Source organism: Aquimarina sp. AU474, assembly GCF_900312815.1.
GTDB lineage: Bacteria > Bacteroidota > Bacteroidia > Flavobacteriales > Flavobacteriaceae > Aquimarina.
The window spans coordinates 183,219-205,629 of sequence record NZ_OMPE01000004.1; the positions used below are offsets into that span (position 1 = coordinate 183,219).

General features: G+C 34.0%; 19 protein-coding genes. 17 read left to right on the forward strand and 2 right to left on the reverse strand.

The window, feature by feature from the left end; all coding sequences use genetic code 11:
* Positions 1–43 precede the first annotated feature (43 nt).
* The 17 genes from DK508_RS02060 to DK508_RS02145 all read left to right on the forward strand — a co-directional run bounded on the left by DK508_RS02060 (position 44) and on the right by DK508_RS02145 (position 20,489).
* Positions 44–1,225, forward strand: coding sequence for a DUF4249 domain-containing protein (locus DK508_RS02060; RefSeq protein ID WP_109299079.1), 1,182 nt, complete (start codon positions 44–46; stop codon positions 1,223–1,225).
* Between the two features lie 11 nt (positions 1,226–1,236).
* Entirely contained in the window at positions 1,237–2,982 is a 1,746-nt protein-coding gene (locus DK508_RS02065) for a hypothetical protein (RefSeq protein ID WP_109299080.1), read from the forward strand.
* A 93-nt stretch (positions 2,983–3,075) separates the two neighbouring features.
* On the forward strand, positions 3,076–4,614 hold the full coding sequence (locus DK508_RS02070; RefSeq protein WP_109299081.1) for a YifB family Mg chelatase-like AAA ATPase: 1,539 nt from the start codon (positions 3,076–3,078) through the stop codon (positions 4,612–4,614).
* Between the two features lie 104 nt (positions 4,615–4,718).
* Positions 4,719–5,849 (forward strand): DUF2891 domain-containing protein, encoded by a 1,131-nt coding sequence (locus DK508_RS02075; RefSeq protein WP_109299082.1) that lies wholly within the window; start codon positions 4,719–4,721, stop codon positions 5,847–5,849.
* Positions 5,850–7,073: an Nramp family divalent metal transporter gene (locus DK508_RS02080; RefSeq protein ID WP_109299083.1), complete on the forward strand. Its 1,224-nt coding sequence runs from the start codon at positions 5,850–5,852 to the stop codon at positions 7,071–7,073.
* 24 nt (positions 7,074–7,097) lie between these two features.
* Entirely contained in the window at positions 7,098–7,829 is a 732-nt protein-coding gene (pxpA, locus tag DK508_RS02085) for a 5-oxoprolinase subunit PxpA (protein WP_109299084.1), read from the forward strand.
* Between the two features lie 5 nt (positions 7,830–7,834).
* On the forward strand, positions 7,835–8,560 hold the full coding sequence (gene pxpB / locus DK508_RS02090) for a 5-oxoprolinase subunit PxpB (RefSeq protein ID WP_109299085.1): 726 nt from the start codon (positions 7,835–7,837) through the stop codon (positions 8,558–8,560).
* The gene (locus DK508_RS02095) at positions 8,557–9,414 is read left to right on the forward strand and encodes a biotin-dependent carboxyltransferase family protein (protein ID WP_109299086.1); all 858 of its coding nucleotides are present in this window, start codon (positions 8,557–8,559) and stop codon (positions 9,412–9,414) included. The genes pxpB and DK508_RS02095 overlap by 4 nt, the downstream gene beginning before the upstream one ends.
* A gap of 231 nt (positions 9,415–9,645) precedes the next feature.
* Positions 9,646–10,041, forward strand: coding sequence for a hypothetical protein (locus tag DK508_RS02100; RefSeq protein WP_109299087.1), 396 nt, complete (start codon positions 9,646–9,648; stop codon positions 10,039–10,041).
* Positions 10,042–10,825: 784 nt separating this feature from the next.
* On the forward strand, positions 10,826–11,488 hold the full coding sequence (locus DK508_RS02110) for a sensor histidine kinase (protein WP_235016245.1): 663 nt from the start codon (positions 10,826–10,828) through the stop codon (positions 11,486–11,488).
* Positions 11,489–11,513: 25 nt separating this feature from the next.
* Positions 11,514–12,164, forward strand: a complete 651-nt coding sequence (locus DK508_RS02115; RefSeq protein ID WP_109299090.1) for a response regulator transcription factor — start codon at positions 11,514–11,516, stop codon at positions 12,162–12,164.
* 552 nt (positions 12,165–12,716) lie between these two features.
* Positions 12,717–14,393 carry a dihydroxy-acid dehydratase gene (gene ilvD, locus DK508_RS02120; RefSeq protein ID WP_109299091.1) on the forward strand — a complete coding sequence of 559 codons (1,677 nt, stop codon included), beginning with the start codon at positions 12,717–12,719 and terminating at the stop codon, positions 14,391–14,393.
* A 54-nt stretch (positions 14,394–14,447) separates the two neighbouring features.
* Complete coding sequence (ilvB, locus tag DK508_RS02125; RefSeq protein ID WP_109299092.1) at positions 14,448–16,181, forward strand: biosynthetic-type acetolactate synthase large subunit; 1,734 nt, start codon at positions 14,448–14,450, stop codon at positions 16,179–16,181.
* 2 nt (positions 16,182–16,183) lie between these two features.
* Positions 16,184–16,717, forward strand: a complete 534-nt coding sequence (gene ilvN / locus DK508_RS02130; protein ID WP_109299093.1) for an acetolactate synthase small subunit — start codon at positions 16,184–16,186, stop codon at positions 16,715–16,717.
* A gap of 171 nt (positions 16,718–16,888) precedes the next feature.
* A complete protein-coding gene (gene ilvC / locus DK508_RS02135) occupies positions 16,889–18,364 on the forward strand; it encodes a ketol-acid reductoisomerase (RefSeq protein WP_109299094.1) in 1,476 nt (491 codons plus the stop codon).
* Between the two features lie 107 nt (positions 18,365–18,471).
* Positions 18,472–19,737, forward strand: a complete 1,266-nt coding sequence (ilvA, locus tag DK508_RS02140) for a threonine ammonia-lyase IlvA (protein ID WP_109299095.1) — start codon at positions 18,472–18,474, stop codon at positions 19,735–19,737.
* 200 nt (positions 19,738–19,937) lie between these two features.
* A complete protein-coding gene (locus DK508_RS02145) occupies positions 19,938–20,489 on the forward strand; it encodes a hypothetical protein (RefSeq protein WP_109299096.1) in 552 nt (183 codons plus the stop codon).
* Positions 20,490–20,693: 204 nt separating this feature from the next.
* Here the strand turns inward: DK508_RS02145 and DK508_RS02150 are convergent, their stop codons facing one another.
* Positions 20,694–21,359, reverse strand: coding sequence for a bifunctional 4-hydroxy-2-oxoglutarate aldolase/2-dehydro-3-deoxy-phosphogluconate aldolase (locus DK508_RS02150; RefSeq protein ID WP_109299097.1), 666 nt, complete (start codon positions 21,357–21,359; stop codon positions 20,694–20,696).
* Positions 21,360–22,364: a sugar kinase gene (locus DK508_RS02155; RefSeq protein ID WP_109299098.1), complete on the reverse strand. Its 1,005-nt coding sequence runs from the start codon at positions 22,362–22,364 to the stop codon at positions 21,360–21,362.
* Positions 22,365–22,411 lie beyond the last annotated feature (47 nt).

Below are 22,411 nucleotides of genomic sequence, written 5' to 3' on the forward strand. Positions count from 1 at the left end.
GTGTATTTAAGGATAGATATTTTTAAGCCCTAATCATAAGAATATGATGATAAAAAATATATATCGATTAATGTTACTCATAAGTGTTTCGCTTGTGTGTAATAATTGTGTCGATGAATTCGAATTTGGTACTCAGAATTTTGAGGACATATTAGTTATAGAATCTACAATTACTGATGAGTTAAAGTTTCAAGAAGTATTGATCTCGAGAACTTTTAGACTTGAGAATGATGGTCCGTTGGCAGAGAGTAATGCAACAGTAAGTATAGTTGATGATCAACAAGTAGAATATTCCTTTAATGAAACTGAACCAGGAAAGTATGTTTCTGCGAATATGTTTGAGGCACAAGTTGGTCGAAGTTATCAGTTACAAATCACGACAAACGATGGGATGTCTTATAGCTCTAGGTCTTCTATCTTGCCTCAAAAAGCACAAATTGATAATTTATACGCTGAGAGAGTAATAAATGATGCAGGTGTAGAAGGAATTGGTATTTTTGTAGATAGTTTTGATCCTACAGGAAATGCTAATTTCTACCGATACAAGTTTGATGAAACGTATCAGATTATTCCTCCTTTTTGGGCACCTATAGATATAGAGATAGTGTCAGATAATCCACCAGAAGTGGCTATAGTACCTCGAGTAAGAGAAGAAAGAGTTTGTTATAAAACAGTACCTTCTAATAATATAATTCTTACGAGCACCAATAATCTTACCGAAAATAGAGTAGATCGTTTTATGGTGCATTTTATTGAGTCGGATAATGTTGCATTAAGAGATCGCTATAGTATTTTGGTAGAGCAGCTTATACAAACTTCTGAGGCACAAGAATTTTATAGTACCCTAAAGGATTTTTCGGATTCTGAAAGTTTGTTCTCGCAGGTACAACCAGGCTTTATTAATGGAAATATTTTTTCGGTTAATACTCCAAATGAAAACGTTCTGGGATTTTTTGAGGTAGTGTCGGTTTCTTCCGAAAGAATATTTGTTAACCTAAAAGATTTTATTCCATCTGCTGTTCGCCCTGAATTTGATGGTAACTGTACAGCAGGATCTCTATTCGTAGAGACCAATGTGGCTATTATTATTGATTTGGTAAGAAGAAGAGGTATGCGATTGGCTGCTTTTGATGGTTTCACTGAAGAATATACATTAACCATTCCAGTATGTACTGATTGTACGGTTTCTGGAACTAATATTCGTCCTGATTTTTGGGAGGATTAAAGATAAAAAAGATGATAAGAATTACATTGATATTCGTTTTTGTTAGTTTGTTTGTTAGTACTGCGATTAGTCAGTCAGCAACGCAAGAGTATAAAGATATTCCAGAGGAAAAGATTTTTATGCACCATAATACTTCATTTTTATTTACTGGTGAATATTTGTATTATAGTGTGTATTGCCTTAATTCGGAATCTAGAAATCTAAGTGACCTTAGTAAGGTTGCTTATGTTGAATTGGTAAGTGAGGATAAGAAGGTAGTCTTTACACATAAAGTAAAATTAAAAAATGGAGTAGGACAGGGAGATTTCTTTTTGCCAGTATCATTAAGATCAGGTAATTATAAGCTTTTGGCATATACCAATTGGATGAAGAACTATGGAGTACAAAACTTTTTTCAGGGAGATGTAGCTATAGTTAACCCGTATCAAGGAGATCAAAAATCTATTTTGACAGATAGTGTTTCTTATAAAGAAAAAAGAGAGGCGTATTTAAAAGAAAGGATAAAATCGGATCGAACGAAATCTAAGATTTCTTTAACAACCAATAAGAGTGCCTTTGGTAAAAGAGAAGCAGTTGATTTAAAAATTAGGAACCTTGATAAATCAATTGCAGGAGGTCGATTTTCTATTTCGGTAAGAAAAGTGGATACTATAAAAACTCCGAATCAAAAAACAACTTTAGATTTCAATACATCTTTGAGTAAAAGAAATGAGCAATTAAAAAGTGAATCCGTTACTTTACCCGAATTGCGAGGTGAATTAATATGTGGAAAAATAATCTCTAAAGATTCAAATTTTGATGTAGTTAATAAAAAAGTAGGATTCTCAATTCCTGGTGAAAATTATGAAATTAAAATTGCTACTACGGATAATGAAGGAGGTTTTTGTTTTAATTTGGATAGAGAATATGAAGAAAATGATGGTTTTTTACAAGTTTTAGGTTTTGAAGACAAGTTTAATGTAGAGCTAATCGAATCTGAGGTTTTGGATTATGAAAAGTTAAATTTTAATGATTTTAAAATTACTCGTGAAATGAAAGATATGATTATTAAACGCAGTGTTTATAATCAGATTAGGAATCGATATTTTAGTGTAAAACCTGATACGTTAACTCCTTTGCAGGAGATCCCGCCTTTTTATGAAGGTACAGCAGAAATATATAATTTGGATGATTATACTAGATTTCCAACCATAAGAGAAACTCTTGTTGAGGTAGTAAATAATGTTTGGGCCAAGAAGGTTGAGAATGATAGATATGTTTTTCAGGTTCGTTATAAATACCCTCCTTTTAATGAGCCAGAATACCTTCCATTGGTTATCGTTGATGGTATGATAATACAAGATCATACAGATCTTGTAGAGTATGATGCTAGAAAAGTAAAAAGAATCTCAGTGTCCAGAGATAAACATTATTTAGGATCTCAAATCTTCCAGGGTATTGTAGATATCGAAACAGAAAAAGGAGATTACTATACTTTGGTTAATAAAAGTTACATAGATAAAATTACTTTATTTAAACCGTTGCCAAAGAAAAAGTATTTCGTGCAACAGTATAATCAAGGAGTAAAAAGTGATTCGGATCGTATACCCGATTTTAGAAATCAATTACTTTGGCTTCCGGATGTTACTTTTGATGATGTAGAAACAACTATTAATTTCTTTACATCTAATAATCTTGGGGATTATGAAATTCGTATCGAAGGATACTCAAGCAATGGTATGCCTATATCGGCTACAGAAAGAATTACTGTAAAATAATCACTTAGGTCATTTACGAGTTTTGATTAATAATTTCAGTTTCATTTTTTGAAACTCCCTATCTCTATTTTTGTTTTTGCAAAAAAGAGAAGTATGCTGATTAAAGTGTTTGGAAGTGCTGTTTTTGGTGTAGAAGCCACTACGGTTACTGTTGAGGTAAATATAGATAAGGGAATCGGGTATCATTTAGTAGGATTACCCGATAATGCCATTAGAGAAAGTAGTTACCGCATAGCTGCAGCGCTTCAGAATAATGGTTATAAACTTCCGGGTAAAAAAATTACCATCAATATGGCTCCTGCCGATTTACGAAAAGAAGGGTCTGCCTATGATTTAACTCTGGCAATAGGAATCCTAGCAGCAAGTTCGCAAATCAAGGCAGATAAAGTTTCAGATTATCTAATTATGGGGGAGTTGTCTCTAGACGGAAATTTACAACCCATTAAAGGGGCGTTGCCTATTGCAATTAAAGCCAGAGAAGAAGGTTTTAAAGGATTTATTTTACCTAAACAAAATGCTAAGGAGGCAGCTATTGTTGATAGCCTTGACGTCTATGGTGTAGAGAATATAAAAGAGGTTATTGACTTTTTTGATGATAAAGAAAAATTACAACCCACTGCGGTAGATACTAGAGAAGAATTTCATGCAGCATTAAATAACCCAGAATTTGATTTTGTAGATGTTAAAGGGCAAGAAAGTATAAAGCGTTGTATGGAGATTGCTGCCGCAGGAGGACATAATATTATACTCGTTGGTCCACCTGGAAGTGGTAAAACAATGCTAAGTAAACGATTACCTAGTATATTACCACCAATGTCTTTACAAGAAGCTTTAGAAACCACCAAAATTCATAGTGTAGTAGGTAGGATTAAAGATAATATTGGTCTAATGGCTCAACGACCTTTTAGAAGCCCGCATCATACAATATCAGATGTGGCATTGGTAGGAGGAGGAGCATACCCACAACCAGGCGAAATTTCATTATCTCATAATGGGGTATTATTTTTAGATGAGTTACCAGAATTTAAAAGAAGTGTACTTGAGGTAATGCGCCAACCTTTAGAGGATAGAGAGGTAACTATTTCAAGAGCTAAGTTTACGGTTACGTACCCCTCTAGTTTTATGCTAGTAGCAAGTATGAACCCAAGCCCAGGAGGTTATTTTAATGATCCAAATGCACCTGTAACTTCTTCACCAGCAGAAATGCAACGATATCTTAGTAAAATTTCTGGTCCACTATTGGATAGAATAGATATTCATATCGAAGTCACTCCAGTCCCCTTTGATAAACTTAGTGAAGAAAGGAAAGGAGAGAGTAGCGTTGATATTAGAAAAAGAGTAATAGCCGCAAGAGATATCCAAACAAAGCGGTTTTCAACATTGTCAAATATCCATTATAATGCTCAAATGGGAGTACGGCAAATCAGGATATTTTGTGAACTGGATAATTCTTCTAAACAATTGCTAAAAACAGCAATGGAGCGGTTAAATTTATCTGCAAGGGCATATGATCGTATTTTAAAAGTGTCAAGAACTATCGCAGATCTTTCTCAATCAAAAAATATAAATGGAGATCATATTTCTGAGGCGATTCAATATCGTAGTTTGGATCGAGATGGATGGTTAGGATAAGAATTTATAAACTATTTCCTCTTCTTATTAACAATGCATTTATTATCCTTTTAGAAATCAATATTTTTAAGAAAATACACATTCTCAAATTTTAAATATTGATTATGAATAGAATCCTTTTTTTGATGCTAATATTAGCTTTTGCAAATTGTAATAAACAAGATACTGTACAAAAAGAATCATCAAAGACTACGAATCCTGAAAAGATGATATCAAACCCAATTGAGGAACCTCTAAAACTTACTTTAAAAGATGCAAATTCTTTGGCAGAGTTACCTTTGGCTTGTTTACAAATAGAATACCCTAATAAATTAAATCAAACCTTGGGTGGTAAAGAAAATTTAGGTGAACCTAAAGAATTACACCCTACATTTTATGGCTGTTTTGATTGGCATTCTTCAGTGCATGGTCATTGGTCATTGGTGAAACTTCTAAAATCGTTTCCGGATTTAGAAAAAAGAGAAGAGGCAATTGCAAAATTGCGTCAAAATATAACAAGGGATAATATAGCTGTAGAAGTAGATTATTTTGCCGAAAAGCATAATAAATCTTTTGAGAGAACCTATGGCTGGGCTTGGTTACTTAAACTAGCAGAAGAATTGCATAGCTGGGATGACCCCGTGGCAAGAGAACTCGAAGAAAATCTAAAGCCATTAACGACTGTAATAGTACAAAAATATTTAGAATTTTTGCCAAAGCTTAAATATCCAATTAGAGTAGGAGAACATACAAATACTGCTTTTGGGTTGTCATTTGCATGGGATTATGCAGAAGTTCTACAACATCAAGAATTAAAGAATAGTATTACTGCCAAAGCCAAAGAATTTTATCAAAATGATAAGGATTGTCCAATGGGATGGGAACCTAGCGGTTATGATTTTTTGTCTCCATGCTTTGAAGAAATTGATCTCATGAGAAGAGTGTTGCCTAAAGCAGAGTTCGATCAATGGATAACAGTATTTATGCCACAACTTAAAACCAAAAATTACACTTTAGAAGTAGGCGAAGTATCTGATCGATCAGATGGTAAATTGGTGCATTTAGATGGGCTTAATTTTAGTAGAGCATGGGTATTGTATGGTTTGGCAAATCAGTACAAAGGGTATGAACATCTGATTTCGGTTGCAAATACCCATGTGCAATATTCTTTACCCAATTTGGTAGGTGATAGTTATGAAGGAGGTCACTGGTTGGGTTCATTCGCTATTTATTCATTAGATGTAAATTCAAAATAGATGAAAAAATGGTTATCTAATATAGGTCCAGGAACATTAGTTACTGCTGCATTCATTGGCCCGGGAACTGTTACTGTTTGTACATTGGCAGGAGTTAATTTTGGTTTTACATTATTATGGGCATTGGTTTTGTCGATTGTGGCTTGTATTGTATTACAAGAAATGGCAGCTAGATTGGGTGTGATTACTCAAAATGGATTAAGTGAAGTAGTGCGATCACAATTAAAAAATAATGCCGTCGTTAAGTGGGTGTTTATAGGTGTTATAATATCAGCCATTTTTGTCGGTAATGCTGCATACGAAGCAGGAAATATTAGTGGGGGAGTATTGGGTTTATCTACTATTCTAGGATCGCCAAATATTGAATTAGGAGGTGTTAGTATGAACTATATGAGTATAATTATAGGTCTCGTAGCTTTTGTGTTACTGTATATAGGTAATTATAAAGTGTTAGAACGCAGTTTGGTTGTGTTGGTCCTATTGATGAGCATAGCTTTTATTGTAACTGCTATAGCGACCAAACCAGATTTATCTCTTGTTTTTAAAGGTTTTGTTCCTGAAATTGATTCCGAAAAATTATTTACCATAATTGGTTTAATAGGTACTACAGTAGTACCTTATAATCTATTTCTTCATGCTTCTTTAGTAAAAGAAAAATGGAATGACCCAGCACAACTTCCTTTTGCTCGTAAAGATACTATCATAGCAATCGTTGTTGGAGGAGTAATGTCTATGGCAATAATCATTGCAGGTGCTGCAATACAAAATACCGAAGTAAATAATGCAGCTGATCTTGCAAAAAGCATGGAACCCATTTTTGGATCGGCAGCTAAGTATGTTTTGTCGCTTGGTCTATTTGCGGCAGGAATAACTTCAGCTATAACAGCTCCTCTTGCTGCTGCTTATGTAGTAAAAGGTTGTTTGGGGTGGGAAGTCGGATTAAAAAGTGCAAAATTTAGAATGGTTTGGATTTTCATTTTACTTCTTGGAGTGATTTTTTCTTCATTAGGAATTAAGTCAATAGAGGTAATTCAATTTGCCCAAATTACCAATGGAATTTTGCTGCCTGTGATAGCAGGTTTTTTGTTATGGGTAATGAATAGAAAAGAATTATTAGGAAAATATACCAATTCTAAAACTCAAAACGCAATAGGCTCTTTGATTGTTTTAGTGACTTTGTTTTTAGGAATTCGAAGTATATGGAAGGTTATAGAAAATTTGTAGGAATAAATTAATTCATTTGTAAGAATGAAAAAAATAATATTTAATGCAGATGTTGGAGAAGAAGCTGGTTTTGATGATCAGATTATGCCCTATGTCTCATGGTGTAATATTGCATGTGGAAGTCATGCGGGTAATGATCTAGTAATTCAAAAAACTATCGAGCTGGCTATGAGGCATAATGTCAAAATTGGTGCACATCCTTCGTATCCCGATCGTGATAATTTTGGAAGAGTAAGTATGAATATACCTAATGATGATTTGGTAAAAACTCTTACCGAACAAATTATAAAGGTAAAGTTGAAAGTGGAAAAATTTGGAGGAGTGTTACATCATGTTAAACCTCATGGAGCGTTATATAATGATGCAGTTAAAAAAGAAGAAATAGCTAGTTCCATTTTTGAATCTGTAAAAAATATCGATAAAAGATTATATGTTATATCGCTTAAAGATTCCAGATTATCGTATCTTTGTAAAGATGTTTTAGATGTGAAATATGAAGCTTTTGCAGATCGAAATTACAATGAAGATTTGTCGTTAGTTTCACGTTCTAATAAAGAGGCAGTGATTACAAATTCTGTTCAAGTTTTTGATCATGTTCTTAAAATGGTTTCTGAAGGAAAAATTAAAACAATAACAGGAGAGGAGCTACCTGTTCTTTTTGATACAATTTGTGTGCATGGTGATAATCCAAATTCTTTGAATATTTTAAGGCATATGTATGATGAGTTTTCGAAGATGAATTACATTTTAAAATAGAGTGTATGGAATTAGAATTACAATATAAAAGGTATTCCGAAAACTCAATTTTAATAGAATGGCCTCCCAAAATTGAACAAGATATACTTCAAAACTTACTTTTTTGTAAAAAATCAATTGAAAAATATTATGGTAAAGTAATTGTTGAGATAATCTCATCTTATTCCTCGTTGTTAATTTGTTATCATAACATTATAGAGGATTTCTATAGTGAGGTTTTGGTGCTTAAAAAGCTTTGTGGCTCTCTAGGTGTTACCGAAATTGTAAAAAAAAGACTTTGGGAAATACCTGTGTGTTACTCCACTACTCTGGCGGCAGATTTAAGTGATTTTTCTAATCAAAAATCACTCAGTATTGATAAGGTTATTTCACTGCATACTGCTCCATTATATACCGTGTTTTTTTTAGGTTTTTTACCTGGGTTTTTTTACCTCGGGGGACTTGATGAAAAGTTGAGTTTGCCTAGAAAAAAAACTCCGGTTTTACAAGTGGAAAAAGGATCAGTTGCGATAGGTGAAAATCAAACTGGTGTGTATCCAATACATAGTCCTGGTGGGTGGCATGTTATTGGCAGATCTCCAATTGAATTTTTTAACCCGAATTCATCAGAACCGTGTTTTGTTATCGCTGGTGATCATGTTAAGTTTATATCGATTGAAGAATATGAATATAACGATATAAAAGAAAGAGTTGAAAATAATATTTATCAACTTAAACCTACTTTTTTATGAAAGGTAAAGTTGAAATAATTAAACCAGGATTGTTTACTACGATTCAGGATAAAGGAAGATTTGGATTTTCAAAATATGGGATTCCAAAAAGTGGACCCATGGATGAAGTTGCTTTTGATTTTGCAAACTCACTTTTGGGAAATCAAGAAAACTGTGCGTGTATAGAATGGACACTTCAAGCGCCAATATTAAAATTTAATGAACCAACTTTAATATGTTTAACAGGTTCTTTAGTTGATGCTTTTTTGAATGGTGAAAAAGTAGAAATGTATCGACAGGTCAAAATTGTTAAAAATGATATTTTGACAATTAATTTTTGTAAGAATAAATTATATGGTTATGTAGGAATTGAAAATGGGTTTCAATCCGATGTTGTATTAAAAAGTCGATCTTTCTATCCTGCAGTGACACCAAAATCTACTTTAAAGAAAGGAGATATTTTACCATATTTGACGTCAAGAAATACTAATGATCAGTTTTCATCTTTGGTCAAATCTTCCCATAAAAATATTACAAATCATATTGAAGTCTATCAAGGTATCGAATTTGATTTGTTATCTAATAGTCAAAAAGAATATCTATTAGAAACTGAATTTACTATTTCTAGTAAACGTAATCGAATGGCTATTCAATTAAAAGAAGAATTGTCGAATACGTTACCATCAATAATAACGGCACCAGTTTTACCGGGTACGGTTCAATTAACTCCATCGGGTAAGTTAATTGTTTTAATGCGAGATTGCCAAACTACAGGTGGATATCCTAGGGTGTTACAACTAAGTTCATCGGCTATTAATCAAATCGCTCAAAAAAGAACAAACCAAAAAGTCAAGTTTAGGTTAATAGATTTATAGTACTATTAAATATTTTATAAAAAGTTAGGGGATAAACCCCTTAATGTAGTAGGGGGAAATTCCCCTAATCACTATTTTTATTAAAATTCGAAATACGCACAAATGCCCTATCAATAGTAATGTTAAAATATAGTTAAGCCATAGACTATAGTGGTAAAAGGTGGGTAAGATTTGCTTTAAACCCCCGTTTTTAGATATATTAGCGGTAATGAACCTAAAATATCTATTGTAATGGGAAAAAAAAGACCGGAAAAATGTATTAGTATAGAAGAGGCTAAAGAGCTTCAAAAATCTTGGTGTGATACCAGAACACCAGAAATTGATAAATGCCTAGGATTTGAGGACACTCGAGAGTTTTGGTGGAGTGTTGAAGAACTACAGGAGTACTTGAAATATGTAAAGAAAAAATCTAGAAAACAAGGAATTAATAATCCAGGTATTCGTATTTATTTTGGAGCATATCCAAAAGAAAAATGTAAAATGGATAGGGGATATTCAACTGTGTTTTTAGCGCCTACTGGTGCGCCGACAGGAGGATTGGGTAAAGATGGAGATAATGCCCCGAATAATTATGAGATAGAATCTTTAAATGGAGCTGGAGGCGGAAGACCACCTTTTAATTATTAAGTGTGATTTTTCAAGGGATTATTAATTTATTGGAGTTACTAGCCACTATAGCTGGAACTTTATATATAGCAAAATATCGAGACGATAATATCACTCGATATTTTGTTTATTTTCTTTGGCTCACGGTGTTTGTAGAATTTGTCTTCGGATGGTTGCCTACACTTATTTATTACATGAATACCTTTTCTTTTTTAAAAGGGACATTTTTAGAAAAAAACTATTGGGTTTATAATATATATTTCATAATCAGTTTTTATGTTTATATAAATTATTTTAAATGGAATATTAAATCGATATTCTTCAAGAAAATATTGACGGTTTTATCTGCTTTTTATCTTATAAGTTCTTTTCTTAATTTAATTTTTTCAAACTTTTATTTCAGTTCTTATTCTTCTTATACATTTATTTTGGGGACAGTGTTATTTCTATTTAGTATAGCACTCTTTTATTTTGAAATGTTAAAAAGTGATGAAGTGCTTAATTTTCATAAATCGATACCTTTCTATATATCTATTGCATCTCTTTTGTTCCATGTAAGTGTAACTCCATTGTCCATTTACAGTAAATATTTTAGAATGTCTAAAAGCCCGGACTTTGTTGAGATTTATGAAATTATATTCAATAGCGCTAATATTTTTATGTATACTTGTTACACCTTTGGATTTTTGATATGCTTGAAAAGGAACAAATTTTACTCATAGTTTATTTCACCGTTATAATTTTATTTTTCACTGTATTCGGTATCATTTTTTTTATTGCCTTTCAGCGACGAAAGAATAAATTATTGCTTGATAAACTTAAGGCGGAACAACGTTTTGAAGACGAGATTTTTAAGTCTAGGATAGAGATCCAAGAACAAGCTCTTAAAAATGTAAGTTGGGAGCTGCATGATAATATTGGTCAATTACTATCTACAGCAGTAATGCAAATCAATATTATGAGTACTAATATTGATGCTAAAGCATCAGAGTCATTATTAGATGTACGCAAATTGGTTGGGGATAGCCTGCAAGAAATACGAAACTTATCCAAAACCCTTAATCACGAAGTGATTCAAAATGTAGGGTTAGAGAAATCTATACGAGTAGAACTGAAGCGATTTGAGAAACTTAATTTCTTGACCACCAAATTTGAAGTTAAAGGAGAAGAGGTGCATATTGATCCCAAAGATGAGATCATTCTATATCGTATCGTACAAGAGTTTTTTTCAAACTCTATAAAACATGCAGAGGCTTCTAATATGTATGTGGAGTTGTCATATACGCCAGAGCAATTAAAAATAACGATACAGGATGATGGTGTTGGTTTTGATATGAAATCTGTACAGGCCAACTCTGGATTGTTAAACATGAAAAGCCGTGCAACATTAGTTAAAGCAACTTTTGACTTAGAAACTGCTCCAGAAAAAGGAGTTTTGCTTATCTTGTCTTATCCTATTAAAGCATAAAGATTGATTTAAATACGTTTGCCTGATGAAGAAAAAGACTATTGTTATTGTTGATGATCATCTATTGTTTGCCCAGTCTTTAGAGAGTCTAATATCCAAACTAGAAGAGTATGAAGTGCTCGCGATCCTTAAAAACGGAAAAGAACTTACCCAATATTATCTACATAAAAGAAAAATACCAGATCTTATTTTGTTAGATGTAAAGATGCCTGTAATGGATGGGGTGCAAACCATGCAATGGCTTAAAGAAAACCAACCAGATCAAAAAGCATTGGCGCTTACTATGGAAGATGATGAGGAAACTATCATACGAATGCTTAGAGCTGGTGCCAAAGGGTATCTGTTAAAAGATATTCATCCCGAAAATTTTGAATTTGCAATGAAAATGGTAATCGAACAAGGATTTTACTATTCAGGAAAAATAGAAACTGCGTTAAGACACTCTGAAGAGTTTGATCATAAGATCAATCTTGAAGAAAAGTTAACCGATAAAGAACGTGTTTTCCTGAAATGGGCATGTTCTGAACTTACGTATAAAGATATTGCTGGTGAGATGGGACTTAGTCCTAAAACAGTAGAGAATTATAGAGAAACGGTGTTTAAAAAACTCGAAGTGAAAACTAGAGTTGGATTGGTGATTTATTGTATGAAAAATAAACTTTTTAAAGTAGAATAGTATTTTCAAAAGAAAAAAATATATATTTGAACCATCAAAATGAATAGAAAAAACATAAATAGTATTCAGGTCTCAATTATTGAGGTGATTATTTCACCTTGATAAGGGATTCGATATATACTAAAACCATATAGTTAAAATCCCTTTACAAATCGTAAAGGGATTTTTTATTGTATAATATATGAGCGTACAAAAAAACATAATTATCAATGTCATTAGTATTGTGGTGATTCGTTCACCATAAGAAGGGTCGTTGATATACAATACGTATTAAAATCCCTTCAGAATATGAAGGGATTTTTTTTGATTAATAATGAAGATTAAATAAAAAATAATGAGTAGTGATTGTAAAAAAAACCTATATAATTCATTGATTAACAGTAGTTAATGAAATGCAATACGTTATTGGATGTTGTAAGGATATTGAATTATGTGCAAAGATTTAGTTGTAACGAAATAATTTTATATCGTGGATTGTTTTTAAGATTAAGAATATCTTAATTAAACAGTTAAAATTTTAGATAATTAATAAAAAATATAGACTCAAAGCAAATGGGTATTAATAAATATAGTAAACAAGTTACACAAGATGATACGCAACCTGCTGCACAGGCAATGCTTCATGCTATCGGTTTGAGAGATGAAGATTTTCTTAAACCTTTGGTAGGGATTGCAAGTACAGGTTACGAAGGTAACCCTTGTAATATGCATCTTAATGATCTTGCAAAATTGGTGAAAGAGGGCACTCTAGAGGAAGATGTAGTAGGGTTGATTTTTAATACGATCGGAGTAAGTGATGGAATTTCTATGGGGACTCCCGGAATGCGATTTTCTTTGCCTTCCCGAGATGTGATAGCGGATTCGATGGAGACCGTGGTGCAAGCCATGTCATATGACGGAATGGTGACTGTGGTTGGATGTGATAAAAATATGCCTGGAGCATTGATGGCAATGCTACGATTAAACCGTCCTGCAATATTAGTATATGGTGGAACAATAGCATCGGGTTGTCACGAAGGTAAAAAGTTGGATGTAGTATCTGCCTTCGAAGCATGGGGAGAAAAAGTAGCAGGAACTATTACGCAAAACGAGTATAAGAATGTGATAGAAAAAGCGTGTCCGGGAGCTGGAGCTTGTGGTGGCATGTATACTGCTAATACGATGGCTTCAGCTATTGAAGCTTTAGGGATGTCATTACCTTATAATTCTTCAAATCCTGCAATTAGTAAAGAGAAAGAACAAGAAAGTATAGCCGCTGGTCGAGCTATGCGTCTACTTCTCGAAAAAGATATCAAACCTAAAGATATAGTGACCAAGAAGTCATTAGAAAACGCAATACGTTTGGTAACCGTTTTGGGTGGTTCTACAAATGCAGTGTTACACTTTTTGGCAATTGCTAGAGCGGCAGATGTAGAGTTTACTCTGGCAGATTTTCAAAGAATAAGCGACGAAACTCCGTTTTTGGCCGATTTAAAACCTAGCGGAAAATACCTTATGGAAGATGTGCATCAAGTGGGAGGTATCCCAGCAGTGCTTAAATACCTTTTAAAGAAAGGGTTACTGCATGGTGATTGTTTAACAGTGACTGGAAAAACCTTGGCAGAAAATCTACTAGATGTTAAGGATCTTGAAGAAGGACAAGATGTTATAAAATCTATAGAAAACCCTATTAAAACTACAGGACATTTACGAATCATGTTCGGTAACCTTGCTCAAGAGGGTTGTGTAGCAAAAATTACGGGAAAAGAAGGGCTACGTTTTAGTGGAAAAGCAAAAGTATTTGATAGTGAATATGATGCCAATGATGGGATTAGAGATGGTAAAGTAGAGAAAGGTAATGTCGTCGTTATCCGGTATGAAGGACCCAAAGGAGGCCCTGGAATGCCGGAAATGTTAAAACCTACAGCCGCAATTATGGGTGCAGGTTTAGGAAAAGACGTAGCCTTAATTACCGATGGAAGATTTTCTGGAGGAACACATGGTTTTGTCGTGGGGCATATTACCCCCGAAGCACAAGAAGGAGGTATCATAGCCTTGGTTCAGGATGGAGATATAATCACTATCGATGCTGAGACAAATTCTATAGAAGTAGATATTGATCAAGCAGAAATTGAAAGAAGAAAATCGTCCTGGATACAGCCTGAGTTAAAATTTAGCAAAGGAGTATTATATAAGTATGCAAAAACTGTTTCGTCGGCATCGCAAGGATGTGTAACCGATGAGTTTTAAAAAATAAGAAGACGTCTCTAATACTAAAGAGAGGCTAAAAATAAAAGAAAGCGTATGGAAACACAAACGCAAACCATAAAAAAGAAAACCGATAAGGTAACCGAACGTATGACTGGTGCAGAATCAGTGATTCGTTGCCTTTTGGCAGAAGGAGTAGACTTGGTTTATGGATATCCAGGAGGAGCTATAATGCCGGTTTATGATGAGCTATTCAAATATCAAGATCAGCTACATCATGTATTAACAAGACATGAGCAAGGTGCAACACATGCGGCCCAGGGATATGCCAGAGCTAGTGGAAAAGTAGGAGTAGCCATTGCTACTTCTGGCCCAGGAGCGACAAATTTTGTAACTGGTATTGCCGATGCTCAAATAGATTCTACACCCATGGTATGTATTACAGGGCAAGTAGGCTCACACCTGTTAGGATCCGATGCCTTTCAGGAAACCGATATCATTGGTATTTCTACGCCGATTACAAAATGGAATCATCAGGTTACCAAAGCCGAAGATATCCCTACAGTATTGGCTAAAGCTTTTTATATTGCTCGATCAGGTCGTCCCGGTCCCGTACTAATCGATATTACTAAAGATGCACAGTTTGGTGCACTCGATTTTTCATATTCAAAATGTAAAGGAGTACGAAGTTATAAACCAGTACCCAAAACAGATCCTAAAAGCTTAGAAAAAGCGGCAGAACTCATCAATAAAGCTCAAAAACCAATGATTGTTTTTGGCCAAGGAGTGATTTTGGGAGAAGCAGAAGAAGAATTGAAAAATTTTATTGAGAAATCCGGAATCCCATCGGCATGGACAATTCTTGGTCTATCGGCACTACCAACTGCCCATCCTTTAAATGTGGGTATGGTAGGTATGCACGGTAATTATGGTCCTAACAAATTAACAAATGAATGTGATTTGCTTTTGGCTATAGGAATGCGCTTTGATGATCGTGTAACGGGTAACCTAGAGACCTATGCAAAACAAGCAAAAGTGATTCACTTTGAAATTGATCCAGCAGAGATTGATAAAAATGTAAAAGCAGATGTTGCTGTAATGGGTAATGTGAAAGATACATTATCTCGATTATTTTCTTTAATAAAACCGAATACACATGAGTCCTGGTTGAAGAAATTTAAGGATTATGATGTGATTGAGTATGATAAGGTAATAAAAGAAGAGTTGTTTCCATCAAAAGAAGGACTTTCTATGGGAGAAGTACTTCGAGGAATTAATCAAGAAACCAAAGGAGATGCAATTATTGTGTCTGATGTAGGACAACATCAAATGATTGCTTGTCGATATGCCAAGTTTACAAAATCAAAAAGTAATGTTACTTCTGGTGGTTTAGGAACTATGGGATTTGCGTTACCTGCTGCAATAGGTGCAAAAATGGGAGCTCCAGAGCGAGAAGTAGTTGCTATTATAGGCGATGGAGGATATCAAATGACGATCCAGGAGTTAGGAACAATATTTCAAACGGGTGTACCTGTAAAAATAGTGGTGCTTAATAATGATTTCTTGGGTATGGTACGCCAGTGGCAACAATTATTTTTTGATAAAAGGTATGCTTCTACAGAGATGGTAAATCCAGATTTTGTAAAAATAGCCGAAGGATATCATATACAATCTACCAAAGTTACTGAGAGAGCACATTTACAAGATGCAATAGCAGAGATGATTGCTAGTGATAAACCTTATTTCTTAGAAGTATGTGTAGAGAAAGAAAATAATGTATTCCCAATGATCCCTACAGGGGCATCAGTGTCTGATATAAGATTAGAGTAATTATGGAAAAAGAAAATTTTACAATATCGGTATATACCGAAAATAACATAGGGTTACTAAATAGGATTTCGGCAATCTTTTTAAAAAGACATATCAATTTAGATAGTATGACTGCATCGCAATCCGAAATCAAAGATGTGTTTCGATTTACAATTGCTATAAAAGTAACCGAAGAACAGGTGAAAAAAATAGTAGGGCAAATAGAAAAGCAAATTGAAGTTATTAAAGCTTTTTATCATAAAGAAGATGATATAATCTATCAAGAAACCGCTTTGTTTAAAGTAGCGTCAAAACTATTGTTTGAAGAACGTCAAATACAAAATGTAATCAAAAATAGTAATGCTAATATCGTCACTGTTACTCCAGAGTTTTTTGTATTAGAAAAGACAGGGAGAAGAAGAGAGGTTGATGCATTGTATAGAAAATTAGAACCGTATGGGTTAATGCAATTTGTACGTTCAGGAAGAATTGCAGTAACCAAAGAAAAAATGCATATATCTAAATTATTAGAAAGTTTTGCAGAAGAAACCGTGTAAAGGATAGTAACGACATCCTTTTTGATGATATCCTAAGCTTGTCGAAGGAGAGGATCACAAAGATAGAGTGAATAGCCTGGCCCCGCTAAGGGGTACACAAAAAAAAGAGACAATTAAAATCAAAATTAAATCAAATTTCCGAACGGAAAAAGACAACTAATTAAGAAGGAAATGGCAAATTATTTTAATACGCTATCATTAAGAGACCAATTAACACAATTGGGAAAATGTAGGTTTATGAATGCTGAAGAATTTTCGGCAGGAGTGGATGCTTTAAAAGGAAAAAAAATAGTTATTGTTGGTTGCGGAGCTCAAGGGCTAAACCAAGGATTGAATATGAGAGATTCTGGACTAGATATTTCTTATGCGCTTCGAGAAGCAGCTATTCATGAAAAAAGACAATCTTTTATTAATGCATCGGACAACAAATTTAATGTAGGAACTTATGAGAGTTTAATTCCCGCAGCTGATGTGGTAATTAACCTTACACCAGATAAACAACATACAAACGTAGTGAACACCGTTATGCCGCTTATGAAAAAAGGGGCAACGTTATCGTACTCTCACGGTTTTAATATTGTAGAAGAGGGAATGAAGGTACGAGATGATCTTACTGTAATTATGGTCGCACCAAAATGCCCTGGCTCTGAGGTTAGAGAAGAATATAAAAGAGGATTTGGAGTACCTACATTAATCGCCGTACACCCAGAAAATGATCCAGAAAATAATGGTCTCGATCAAGCAAAAGCTTATGCTGCAGCTACAGGAGGACATAGAGCAGGTGTGCTAGAGTCATCTTTTGTTGCCGAAGTGAAATCTGACCTTATGGGGGAGCAAACAATCCTTTGTGGACTATTACAAACTGGATCTATTTTATGTTTTGATAAGATGGTAGAAAAGGGAATTGATCCTGGGTATGCATCAAAATTGATTCAGTATGGATGGGAAACTATCACTGAAGGAATGAAATATGGTGGAATCACCAACATGATGGATCGATTATCGAATGTATCAAAAATTAAAGCTTTTGAATTATCAGAAGAATTAAAAGAAATTATGCGCCCATTATTTCAAAAACATATGGACGATATTATGACTGGTCATTTTTCTAAAACAATGATGGAAGACTGGGCTAATGATGATAAAAATTTACTTTCATGGAGAGCAGCAACAGGCGAGACTGCATTCGAGAAAACACCAGCTGGAGATGTTGAAATTACAGAACAAGAATTTTATGATAACGGAGTATTGATGCTTGCTTTTGTAAGAGCAGGTGTAGAACTAGCTTTTGAGGCGATGACCGATTCTGGAATTATTGAGGAGTCTGCATATTATGAATCATTACATGAAACTCCTTTAATTGCAAATACCATAGCCAGAAAAAAGCTATTCGAAATGAATCGCGTTATTTCGGATACCGCAGAATACGGATGCTATCTATTTGATCATGCTTGTAAACCGTTACTAACGGGTTTTATGAAAGGCATAGATGTAAACGTTATCGGAAAAGCTTATGATGATGACGAAACAAGTGAGGTAGATAATGCAAAATTGATAGAGGTAAATGCCACACTAAGAAACCACCCTATCGAAGTTGTAGGAGCTAGATTAAGAGCTTCGATGACTGCAATGAAACCTATAGTTTAACCAACTAAATTTTTGTATGGCCGGATCTGTTAAAGTTTTGAGATGTGTATTGTGTATTCTTTGATAGATCTAGGCCGACAAAAACTAAATGAATTACCTAAGGAATTATGAGTACCATAACCACAACTTATTTTCCAGAATTAGAAGATATCCAAAAAGCAGCTTCCACCATAAAAGAAGTTGCTATGGTGACTCCTTTGGTGAATAGTATCCGATATTCTAGACAATACGAAGCGAATATTTTGCTAAAACGCGAAGATTTACAACGTGTACGATCATATAAAATAAGAGGTGCTTTTAATAAAATAAGTTCGCTAACCAAAGAAGAGTTAGATAAAGGGGTAGTCTGTGCAAGCGCGGGTAATCATGCCCAAGGGGTTGCTTTTGCATGTAATCATCTTGGAATTGAAGGAACTATTTATATGCCATCTGTTACTCCAAAACAAAAAGTAGAACAAACCCAAATGTTTGGTGGCGATAATGTCAAAATTATACTCGAAGGGGATACGTTTGATGATTCTTCTAAAGCCGCCAAAGAAGCCTGTATATCTCAAGAAAAAACATTTGTACATCCTTTTGATGATCCTAAAACAATCGAAGGACAAGGTACTATTGGTTTGGAGATATTTAAACAAAGCGATGTTTCTATTGACTATGTTTTTGTAGCTATCGGAGGAGGTGGGTTAGCATCCGGACTTTGCGGAGCCTTAAAAGCACTATCGCCAAAAACAAAAATTATTGGAGTAGAGCCCAAGGGAGCACCGTCTATGCTTACATCAATCCGAAATAATAAAAATACTGAAATTGTTGATATAGATAAGTTTATTGATGGAGCTGCAGTACAAAAAGTAGGAGATCTTAATTTTGATATTTGTAAAGAACATTTGTCTGATATGTATACTGTGCCAGAAGGTATGGTATGTCAAACTATTTTGGATTTATACAATAGAGATGCTATAGTTGTAGAGCCTGCAGGGGCGTTAACCTTGGCAGCGTTAGAATTTTATAAAGATAAAATAAAAGATAAAAATGTAGTATGTATTGTAAGTGGTAGTAATAATGATATTACACGAACTGCAGAGATTAAAGAAAGAGCATTATTATACGCAGACCTTAAGCATTATTTCATCATTCGCTTTCCACAAAGGGCAGGAGCCTTAAAACAATTCGTAGGTGAAGTATTAGGGCCTAATGATGATATTACTCATTTTGAATATTCTAAAAAATCAAGTAGAGAAAATGGTCCAGCCGTTGTAGGCATAGAACTAAAAGATAAAAAGGATCTTGAACCACTTATTAATAGAATGAAGAAACTTAATTTCTTCGGAGATTACTTGAATGATAAACCAGATCTTTTTCAGTTTTTAGTTTAAAACATCCATTTTTTATTCGATTTTACTTCTTTTGAAACAATTTTTTCAACATATTTTACAAGTATATTAATTTAAAAGTATAAATGCTTGTTTTTCAGTATTTTATGTTCTTTCGCTGTTTTTTTTCTTCTAAAAATTTGTTAATTAATGTATTTTATCGATATATTCGCTCACTTAAACGATAAAACCTAAAATCTATTATGAAAAAATTATTACTTTTTGCTGCAGTTGCTGTATTAGGATTAACTGCTACAAACGCTCAAGTTAAACTTGGTTTTGGTGTTGGATATGCAATACCTTCTGGAGACGTTGCCGACTTTACAGACGGTGGACTTTCTGCTCATTTTGAACTTGGATATGGTGTAACAGAGAATATTGATGTTTCCTTCCTTTATAGTGGAGATTTCTTAGTTGGAGCTGATCTTGCTGCAGGACAATTAACAGGATCTATCGGTAATGTTGCTATAGGTTCGTATATGGTTAATGGACGTTATTATTTTACTGAATCAGGATTTAGACCTTACGGTAGTCTTGGTTTAGGTTTGGCTACTATTGGTGCTATTGAAGTAGATGGAACTTCAGCTGAGTTAGCTGCAAGCACTTCTAACTTTGCATTTCGTCCGGCCTTAGGATTTAAGTATGGAGTATTGAATGTTAGTGCTGCGTATTTAAGTGCAGGTAAAACAGGAGATGCTTCTGTAAGCGATATTTCCTTCAATTTAGGATTATTATTTACTTTCGGAGGAAAGTAAAAATTAAACAAATATTATATTATCAAAAGGCGATCAGTTATGATCGCCTTTTTGTTTAACGATTTTTATACTAAAAAAGAATCCCTTGTAAAACTATTTACAAGGGATTTTTGACAATAATGATAATTCAGACTGTCAAGAGTAATCTAATACTTGTTTAGGGTACATACACAACTTACACAACCTAATACATTAGATTTCTTTTTAGATATTTTGAATGATTTGAATAGATTTTTGAGTAAGTTCAAAAATCTTATCGTAGTCATAGTTTCCTTCATTATTTTTAACAATGAGTTTTGAACCCATACCAACGCAATACGCCCCAGATTGAAACCACTGCGTTAGATTATCTTTCTCTGGAGATACACCACCGCTGGCCATGATACTCGACCACGGACATGGTGCTTTAATACTTTTAATAAAGTTAGGTCCACCAACCTGGGCGGCAGGAAAAATCTTTACGATTTCGGCACCTAATTCTTCGGCATAATTAATTTCTGATAAGGTTGCACAGCCTGGCAACCATGCTATCTTTCGTCGATTACAGATTTTGGCTATTTCTGGATTTAGTATAGGTGAAACTATAAAATTAGCTCCTTTCTGAATGTATAAGGCAGCGGTAGGGCTATCTACAATAGATCCAATACCCAAAATCATATCAGGAAATTCATGTTGTACCCATTTTGAAACTTCAGAAAATACACTTTCTGCATGATCTCCTCTGTTTGTAAATTCAAATACTCTAGCGCCACCTTTATAGCATGCCTGGATTACTTTTTTTACAATTTCTACTTCATGATGATAAAACAAAGGAACAATCCCCGTTTTTCCCATTACTTGTGCGACTTTTATTCTTGTGTATCTTGCCATTTACCTGATTATTCTTCCTGTTAGATTGCCGCGTATAATGTGTAATACTTCATCTTCTGTAATTAAATTGACATCACCTTCAATGGTATGTTTTAAGCCGCATGCAGCATTAGCAAATTCTAATGCCATGACATCATCGTAATGTAGTAATCCATGAATTAATCCGGCGGCAAAGGCATCACCAGTTCCTATTCTATCGACTACATGTGTGATTTCTAATTCATTAGTTTCTAAATACTCCTTTCCATTCCAGGCTCGAGCTTTTATTTTATGCCAGTTAGCATTACGAGAAACTCTTGTTTTATCAAAGATTTTTTTGATGTTTGGATGTTCATTAATTAATAATTCACTAGCTGGGATAAAACCTTCTTTACTATTTAAAAACGTGGTACCCAAAAGCTCATTAATTTCATTGGGTCCACCTATGAAAATATCAGAAATATGAACTAACTCATTAAGAATATTAGTAGCTTCTTTACCGTAATTCCATAAGTCACTTCTATATGCCGGATCTGCTGATATGGTTATTCCTTTTTTATTGGCTAAAAGTATCCCTTCTTTTAGAGTTTCATAAGTATTTTGAGAAAGGGCAGGAGTAATACCCGTCCAGTGAAACCACTTACAATTTTCTAAAATCTTCTCCCAATCAATTTGTTTAGGTTCTATCTTGCAAAATGCAGAGTGAGATCTATTATAAGAAATCAAACTCGATCTCATAACGGCTCCTACCTCAATAAAATATAATCCTAAGGGATGATTAGAATCGATGATATAATCAGTATTTACATCATATTTTTTAAGATAACTTTTGGCGGCATCTCCAACAAAATCATTAGAGACGGCGCCTATATGTTGTGTGTGATTACCTAATTGAGAAAGTGATATAGCTACATTAGCTTCAGTTCCTCCAAAGTAATATTCTAACTGATTAGATTGTTTCAATTTTTTATTTCCCAGAGGAGCAATACGCATTAAAATTTCTCCAAAGGTTACGACTTTATCCATTTCGTTAGTTTAATTTATATAGATCCTCACTTCTGTAATAAGCGAAG

What these genes read in the sequence shown, in the direction of transcription:
- DK508_RS02060 (WP_109299079.1), top strand. Translation starts at nt 44, where the DNA reads ATGATGATAAAAAATATATATCGATTAATGTTACTCATAAGTGTTTCG.
- DK508_RS02065 (WP_109299080.1), top strand. Translation starts at nt 1,237, where the DNA reads ATGATAAGAATTACATTGATATTCGTTTTTGTTAGTTTGTTTGTTAGT.
- DK508_RS02070 (WP_109299081.1), top strand. Translation starts at nt 3,076, where the DNA reads ATGCTGATTAAAGTGTTTGGAAGTGCTGTTTTTGGTGTAGAAGCCACT.
- DK508_RS02075 (WP_109299082.1), top strand. Translation starts at nt 4,719, where the DNA reads ATGAATAGAATCCTTTTTTTGATGCTAATATTAGCTTTTGCAAATTGT.
- DK508_RS02080 (WP_109299083.1), top strand. Translation starts at nt 5,850, where the DNA reads ATGAAAAAATGGTTATCTAATATAGGTCCAGGAACATTAGTTACTGCT.
- pxpA (WP_109299084.1), top strand. Translation starts at nt 7,098, where the DNA reads ATGAAAAAAATAATATTTAATGCAGATGTTGGAGAAGAAGCTGGTTTT.
- pxpB (WP_109299085.1), top strand. Translation starts at nt 7,835, where the DNA reads ATGGAATTAGAATTACAATATAAAAGGTATTCCGAAAACTCAATTTTA.
- DK508_RS02095 (WP_109299086.1), top strand. Translation starts at nt 8,557, where the DNA reads ATGAAAGGTAAAGTTGAAATAATTAAACCAGGATTGTTTACTACGATT.
- DK508_RS02100 (WP_109299087.1), top strand. Translation starts at nt 9,646, where the DNA reads ATGGGAAAAAAAAGACCGGAAAAATGTATTAGTATAGAAGAGGCTAAA.
- DK508_RS02115 (WP_109299090.1), top strand. Translation starts at nt 11,514, where the DNA reads ATGAAGAAAAAGACTATTGTTATTGTTGATGATCATCTATTGTTTGCC.
- ilvD (WP_109299091.1), top strand. Translation starts at nt 12,717, where the DNA reads ATGGGTATTAATAAATATAGTAAACAAGTTACACAAGATGATACGCAA.
- ilvB (WP_109299092.1), top strand. Translation starts at nt 14,448, where the DNA reads ATGGAAACACAAACGCAAACCATAAAAAAGAAAACCGATAAGGTAACC.
- ilvN (WP_109299093.1), top strand. Translation starts at nt 16,184, where the DNA reads ATGGAAAAAGAAAATTTTACAATATCGGTATATACCGAAAATAACATA.
- ilvC (WP_109299094.1), top strand. Translation starts at nt 16,889, where the DNA reads ATGGCAAATTATTTTAATACGCTATCATTAAGAGACCAATTAACACAA.
- ilvA (WP_109299095.1), top strand. Translation starts at nt 18,472, where the DNA reads ATGAGTACCATAACCACAACTTATTTTCCAGAATTAGAAGATATCCAA.
- DK508_RS02145 (WP_109299096.1), top strand. Translation starts at nt 19,938, where the DNA reads ATGAAAAAATTATTACTTTTTGCTGCAGTTGCTGTATTAGGATTAACT.
- DK508_RS02150 (WP_109299097.1), bottom strand. Translation starts at nt 21,359, where the DNA reads ATGGCAAGATACACAAGAATAAAAGTCGCACAAGTAATGGGAAAAACG.
- DK508_RS02155 (WP_109299098.1), bottom strand. Translation starts at nt 22,364, where the DNA reads ATGGATAAAGTCGTAACCTTTGGAGAAATTTTAATGCGTATTGCTCCT.